We start from the raw sequence: 6719 nt of genomic DNA, 5'->3' as shown, positions 1-6719 counted from the left end.
GATCCACGGCCGCGACTGACGCTTCGCCATGACCTGACCAACGAGCCACCAAGCCGATAGTCACTTGATCAACAGCTTTTGTTAGAGCCAGTTAACCCCGTCCCGCAGGTTCGCGAGAACCTCGCCGCCGCGCTCTCGGCCAGCCTCATGTTGGTGAACAGCCGACTGGAACTCCCCGATGCGGTCAAGAAGGTCGGCGACCTCATCAACCAGCCCGTTCTGACGCATGTGCTCCAGGCGCTCCGCGACGATCCTCATTACGAGGGCATCCAGCTCGCCCTGATCCGGCTCGCCGGGTATCTCGACACTCACACGGTGCCGATCGACTACGGCCGGCGGCGACGCCTCGACTACGCCGCGCTGTTGCCCGAGAGCGAGTGGATCGCCCTGTGCCGCCGCACTCTGACGGAGCCGGGGGCCGGCACGCGCTACCAGGTCGCCCGTAGCCACCTCTTCGAGAAGATCAGCGGACTGCCCCACCCTCGAATGCCGGACGCGCCGCGCGACCGCCAAAACCTCCGCAACAGCCGCGTTCGGTTCCCCTACGTCCTGACCCCGGAGATGTCCGCCGAGCTCGACCAGATCGGCAGCGTGTTCCTGGAACATCACGGGATCGACGACGAGCCGCTGACCTGGGAGCCGCCCGCCGAACTGCTCGACGGCCTTGACCTGCCCCGTGCAGACCCTGGCGACATCAACCTTGCCGATCTTCACCGCCGCGTCCGTGCCGGACAGGCGAGCACCCGTATCGCCGTCGAGCTGGGGACCGACCTGCGCACACTGCGCTATGTCCTCGGCCAGCACCCTGCACCTGCGGCGAAGCCGACCGCTCACAGCATGGAGCGGGGCCTCAAGGGCCTGCACGCTGCCCGGCTAATGATCTCCAGAGCCCAGATGGAACGCCTCTACGTGCAGCAGGGCATGCCCTTCCTGACGATCCAGCGCGAGACCGGCATCAACCGGAAGGCCCTGGCCGCGCTCGCCGACGAGTACGGCATCTCACGGCGCCCTCACCGGCCGTGCGGAGCCCTGGACCGGGCGTGGCTCTACGAGCAGTACGTCGTTCAGCGTCGCACGCTGGACGACATCGGCCAGGAGATCGGCATGAGCGGATCAGCCGTCGCCGCCCGCGTCCGTGAACACGGCATCGCGACGCGGAACAACCGGCAGCCGAAGACCCCGCGGCAGGAGTTTGCTACGGCGCCGGAAGTGCTGCGGCCCGCCCTGGGCAACTCCTACGCGCTCCGCCGACTGCGCGTCTTCATCCAGGTTGTCCGCTATCCCACCCTCACCGGAGCTTGCCAGACACACGGCATCAGCCCGGCGACGCTCACCATGCGGCTCAAGCGTCTGGAGGAGGACATCGGCGGCCCGCTGCTGATCCGAGCGGGCCGGGGCCGGCAGGTGGAACTCACCCCTTTGGGCCAGGAAGTCGTCCAGGCCGTCGAACAATGGGCACACAGCCTGGCGGACCGGCCACGGGAGACCTGGGACCGCGCGACCGTGCGCCGCCCGTACAAGGAAAGGCACAAGCCTCGACGTCGCCCCGCTGACGCGCCGGGCGTCGATCGTTTCCCCGCCCTTCTGCAGCCTGCCGTGCGGACGTTCGACGGGCGTCGTCGACTCCTGCGGTTCTTGCAGGCCGCGGACTATCCCACGCTCGCGGCGTACTGCCGCGCCGTGGGCACGTCACCGTCGTCGGTGACCGTGCAGCTGCAGCACCTGGAGCGCGACCTGCGGGGGCAGCTCTTGATCCGTGGCCAGTGTGGGCACCGGATGCGCCTGACCGATTTCGGGAGAGTGATCCTGGCCGCGGCCCGCCCGGTCGCTGATCTGCTCGGCGACCGTCATCGCGGTGCCGAGGCGGTGAGCGGCGCTCATCGCAGGACGGCGTCCACATCGCCGGTGTAGACGATGGCGCCCTCGCCGGGGGCTGGGGGCTCGAAGCGGGCGAAGAAGTCGTCGAGTGCCTCGGTAGTGATGGTGAGGGCGTTGGCGTCCTCGCGCTGGTTGCGCTGCTCGAGGCGCCGCAGCAGATCCGCCTTCTCGACGGGGAGGTACACCAGGCGCGGGCGTCGGCCAGCGGCCTCCACCTGCTTCTTCCACGCTTCGCGGTCCTCACGGAGCCACAGACCGTGGTCCAGGACGACATCGTGGCTGGCGGCCACCTGTTCGATGAGCCAGGCGCGTACGGCGTCGGCAACAGGGCGCATAGCCATGATGCAGTGAGCGCACCGGGCAAGGCGCGAACGCACCTATGGAAGCCCGCCCTCGCCCACAGGGGCTGGCCGTCACCGGGCCGCAGTCCCAGTGACTCGGGGGGTGCTTGGCACGCCCTGGACCCTGCCATGTCCGCGGTTTGCAGGACCCCTGCCGACGGACCGAGCAGATGAGCACATCCCTCCTGACCCCTCGGCGCCGAGTTCGCCAGACTTCTAATCAACCTCGCACGGCGGCTGCTTGTCCGGCTTCAGCCAGTAGAAATAGTCGAGCTTCATCCTGCCTTCGTCCTCACCAACCCAGACCCTGTTGGTATACCTTCCGCCGTTACTGAACTTGCCCTTGATGAGCAGGGTGCGGCCGTTCCCCGCCTCCTTCGACTCGACGATCTTGGGTATGTTGCCGTCGGGGAAGGGGCAGTACGCCGCAGCGTTGGCCAAGCCGTCCAGGCATGTCTGCTTATCAGCCGTAATGCGCTTTTCGCAGAACTCCTCTGGTTTGAATCCGTCGGTGACATCCTGTGCGATTTCTCTGAACCCCTCCCGCGCCTTTGCGTCGGCGTCGCCACAGGCGGAGACGGACAGCAACATCACTGCGGCGATAGGTGGGCCGAGGCGTCGGATGAAGGCCATGACGCATCATCTAGTGACCGATGGCGTCGAGTCAACCGTCAACCCCTGGGCACGCGCTGGGTAGTTGATGGCAGGATCGCTCCACTACGTAAGGAAGTCAGACGCCCAGCGGTGACCGTCCATATCTACACGAACTGGGGTGGGGAACGTTTAGTGACACTCCCTCACAGGGAGTGCCGCCCCTCCCGTTCCCGTGGATATGACCGAGGGGCACGCTGATGACCTGTACTTGTTCGCATCCCTCCCCGCCCTGCTCGGGCAAGTCGGTGCACCGCATCACCGCGGCAGGCCGGACAGAAGACGTTCTCGAAAGGTATCCGGTGGCGCTGGTGCTCCATCACCGCCTTGGTCGGGCGTTGTTGAGAAGGCTGATGCATGAGCCGGTTCTTGATTTCGTCGTCTGAGGGGTGCGCGGTGTCGATAGCCTGCCGCTTGGGGAGGGCAGGGGTGTAGCGACGGCCGACAGTGCACCGGCCGACGCCGGTCAATTTGCCGAACACGAATGAGGAGGAACGGGGGAAATGATGGTGGAACATGGCGGGCTTCAGTTGCGTGACGTCGTACGGGATGCCGTGTCCTTTGCAGTGGTGCACGACTACGCGCCTGCCGAGGAGCAGCGTGTCCTCGACGCCCTGCTCAACGACCCCGACGATGAGCGGGTCGTGCGGCGGTTGCGACGACAGCGCAGTCACGGCGACCCCCTCGGATTCGGAATCGGCGAAATCGCGGCCGTACTCGGCCCGATGCTGATGATGTCGGTTGAGGAAAGCTTCCGCGCGGTCGTCGGCGGAGCTGCCGGAGCGCTCCTCACTTCCTGGTTGCAGCGAGTGTTCCGTCGTCCGCCGGTGGCCGTGAACTTGCATGAACTCCCGCGTGAACAAGTTCGCGCCGTGCACGACCTGATTGTCGAGAAGCTTGTCGAGTCGCAGATCGCCGAGGAGGCGGCCCGCGCCGTGGCTGAGCGGATCGCCGGGCGCCTCGCACTCGGCGCAGACGACGACTCGAACGGCCCGGCTGCCGGGCAGTGACCGTGGGCCGCCGCACCGGTGTCGGGACCACCTTCCGCTTCGTCCTCCTGCTGACGCTCATCACCGTGTCCAGCGTCATCTGGCTGTACAGCTTCTTCACCGGCGACAACAAGGCCATCGCGAAAGATCTCGGCTGCCAAATCGTTTCCGACGCCGTTAAGGGCCCGGACCAACCTGCGGTGCATGCGATGTATTTACGGTGCATGGAAGGGCACCAACCCGCGATCTGCCCAGCCTGGCAGAAGACGTTCTTGGCAGTGCTCGGCCTCGCCGTCGTCGCGCTGATCATCTACGTGCTGCTCCCGGCCTGGAAGCACCGTCGCCGGTGTTTGGTCCCCCTTGCCGTCCCGAGTTCGAGTCGGGAAACCGCCGACCCGCTACTGGCCGAGCTCGCCGAGCTGCGCAGCCGCACTGGTGTGCCTGCTCACCGCGTGCGCTTCGCGCTGGCTCCCTTCGAACGGAGCTGTAGCGCCGTGGCGTTCGGGAGGTTCGGCCGTAACACGATCGCCCTGAACGCCGGACTCGTCAGCCGGTATGCCACCGGTCGGGCAAAACACCGGGCCACCGATGTAGCTGAGCAGCCTAACAACAACCTGCAGGCGTTCCGCGGAGTGGTACTGCACGAACTCAACCACATCGTCAACCGTGACATCGGACTCGCATACGCCACCGTTGCGGCCTGGCGAGCGTTCCTGCTCGTGGTGCTGGCCCCCGTAGTCATCCTGATCCTCGCTCCACTCTTCGACACCGCGACCCCCGGATTCGAGGGCCCCTTCGGCGAACGGGCCCCTCTTGTTCTTCTGGGCCTGGTGACGGCCGTGTACCTGGCGCGTGCGGACATCCTCCGGGTTCGCGAATACCACGCCGACGCGCTGCCGCCCGAGTGGGGCGGCGATCTACGCGGCCTGCTAGTTGCCGGGAGAGACATGCCGCGCCCATGGCATGTCCGCCTGCGTCATGCGATGCGGCGACCATGGCATCCCAGCAATGCCGCACGGCGCCGGGCGGTGGACGACCCGGCGCAACTCTTCCGGGTGGGCCTGCTGCCGATCGGTCTCGCCGGTTTTGTGGGTGCGGTGCTGGCCTCGCAGAGCAAGGACCTCTTCCTGTTAGGGGTCCGCTCGATCGGGCCCGGCACGCCGGTCCTGTGGCTGACTGCGGGCCTGGTGCTGACGGTGGTCGCCACACCGATCTGGCGCGCCGCGATGTACGCCGCCGACAACGGCACTCCGTATCCGCAGGGCTGGCGGGAGGGCACCGCGCTAGGCACCGGCCTGGTGGCTGGCTGCCTGATCGCTTTGCGCCGGCCGGACCACGCCTGGCTGCCGCACAACCCCTGGCTCTTGGTGATCGTGCTCGCCGGGGCCATCGTCGCCGGCGTGTGGATGGCTCAGTTGTCGTCCCTGTCGGTGCAGCAACTTCCCACCCGCCTCCGCACTCCTGGTTCCTGGGTGGGCCAGCTGACCGCCGTCCTTACGTTCGGGACGCTCCTGTGGTTCTTCTTCCGCTGGGTAACTCAGGGGTTCAACGGCGAAGACGGCCTCGCCAGGCTGTTCAGCGGGGTGAGCTCGTCCGACGGGTGGCTGCCGCTGGCTCGCCCGGCCGCGCTCCTGCTCAACTCCATCTCGTACGGGTCGGGCAACGTGGCCGCGGTGGTCGGGGCTCTGCTGTCCTGGCTGGCGCCCACCGTGATCTTGATCCGATCGCCGCTCCGGCCCCGGGAAGACCCACGGCCGGGTATCCGCCAGGTGTTCCTCCCTGGCTTCATCTGCGCCATCGGTGCACTCATCGCGGTGGTGGTACTCAACAGCTTGTGGCACGACGATCTGCAGCGATCCGACGCCGACTTTGCTTCTTGGTTGCTGTACGAGGCGTGGGTGGAGGCCGTGCTGATAGCGGCTGCGGCCGTCGCGGCGGCGATCACGGCCGCGACCCTTCGGGGTCCCTCCGTTCCCTACGCAGTAACTGCGGGCGGTATCACGCTGCTGACCGGCGCCCTCGGCACCGAAACCCTGTGGATACTCGACGGCTGCCTGGGACCGCTCAACGTCTGGGTCGATGTGTGCACGAGCACCGACCGCACCTTCGTGTTCAGCGAATTCAGTGCGCGAACCCTGGAATACCTGGCCGGTCCATTCGTGTTCGGTTCGATTATGACCATCGGGGCCGCGGTGACAGGATCGGCCGTACGAGGACTCGCAGGCCGCCTCCTGGGGCGCCACGATGGGTCTCACCCCCCGGCCTCTCCTGTATCTACATCTGCCCGCTCGCCGCGCGTGGCCGTTCCCTTGGCCGTCATGGTGCTGGTGCTGGCCGCTTGGACTTTGTCCAATGTCGCTAAGGGCACCGCACCCGCCGACCCTACGGAGCCGGACCAGATCTCCGAGGCTAACCAGGCATGGCGCATGGCCGGAGGCATCGAGATCAACATCAAGTTGCTCGATGAGCAGGTCTACATCATCGAGCGCGCCAATGATGCGATTCTGGCCGAGGAGGCCGACGACGCCACAGCCGAAGACGCACTCGACCAAGCCACCAGGGACGGCAGGGCCGCATGCCGCAGGCTGAGCCGCCACGCCGCGCGCGCCGAACGCTTCATCCCGATCCCGGATCACGCAGCGCAGGAGCTGTGGAAGGCGATATACACAGCCGCCCGCAGCACCGGCGACCACTGCGCCACCGGCCAGATGACAATCTTCGACGCCGCCCAAAGCCTCCAGGACGCGCGCCTGGAACGCCGCCTGGACGCACGGCTCAAACAGATCGGTGCCAAGTGATCGGCTGGCTGTAGCGGCGTATGGAGCTCGATCCAGACGGAGAGACCCGCCGCGACATGGAG

The 6719-nt window shown here is 66.8% G+C and carries 5 protein-coding genes; 3 read left to right on the top strand and 2 right to left on the bottom strand.

What is annotated here, in order from left to right:
• The first annotated feature begins 153 nt into the window (after window positions 1-153).
• Complete coding sequence (locus ACWDZ7_RS39800) at window positions 154-1911, top strand: LysR family transcriptional regulator (protein ID WP_451803645.1); 1758 nt, start codon at window positions 154-156, stop codon at window positions 1909-1911.
• Here ACWDZ7_RS39800 and ACWDZ7_RS39795 read toward each other — a convergent pair.
• Complete coding sequence (locus ACWDZ7_RS39795) at window positions 1878-2213, bottom strand: AAA family ATPase (RefSeq protein WP_451803644.1); 336 nt, start codon at window positions 2211-2213, stop codon at window positions 1878-1880. The two genes, ACWDZ7_RS39800 and ACWDZ7_RS39795, sit on opposite strands and share 34 nt — an antisense overlap.
• Window positions 2214-2435: 222 nt before the next feature.
• Window positions 2436-2852, bottom strand: a complete 417-nt coding sequence (locus tag ACWDZ7_RS39790) for a hypothetical protein (protein WP_451803643.1) — start codon at window positions 2850-2852, stop codon at window positions 2436-2438.
• Between the two features lie 521 nt (window positions 2853-3373).
• Between ACWDZ7_RS39790 and ACWDZ7_RS39785 the strand changes: the two genes are divergently transcribed.
• On the top strand, window positions 3374-3880 hold the full coding sequence (locus ACWDZ7_RS39785) for a hypothetical protein (RefSeq protein WP_451803642.1): 507 nt from the start codon (window positions 3374-3376) through the stop codon (window positions 3878-3880).
• A 2-nt stretch (window positions 3881-3882) separates the two neighbouring features.
• Window positions 3883-6657, top strand: a complete 2775-nt coding sequence (locus tag ACWDZ7_RS39780; protein ID WP_451803641.1) for a hypothetical protein — start codon at window positions 3883-3885, stop codon at window positions 6655-6657.
• Window positions 6658-6719 lie beyond the last annotated feature (62 nt).

The organism is Streptomyces sp. NPDC003032, from assembly GCF_053591415.1.
Note: the sequence above shows the minus strand (reverse complement) of the source record. Positions and strands in the feature narration are given on the sequence as shown.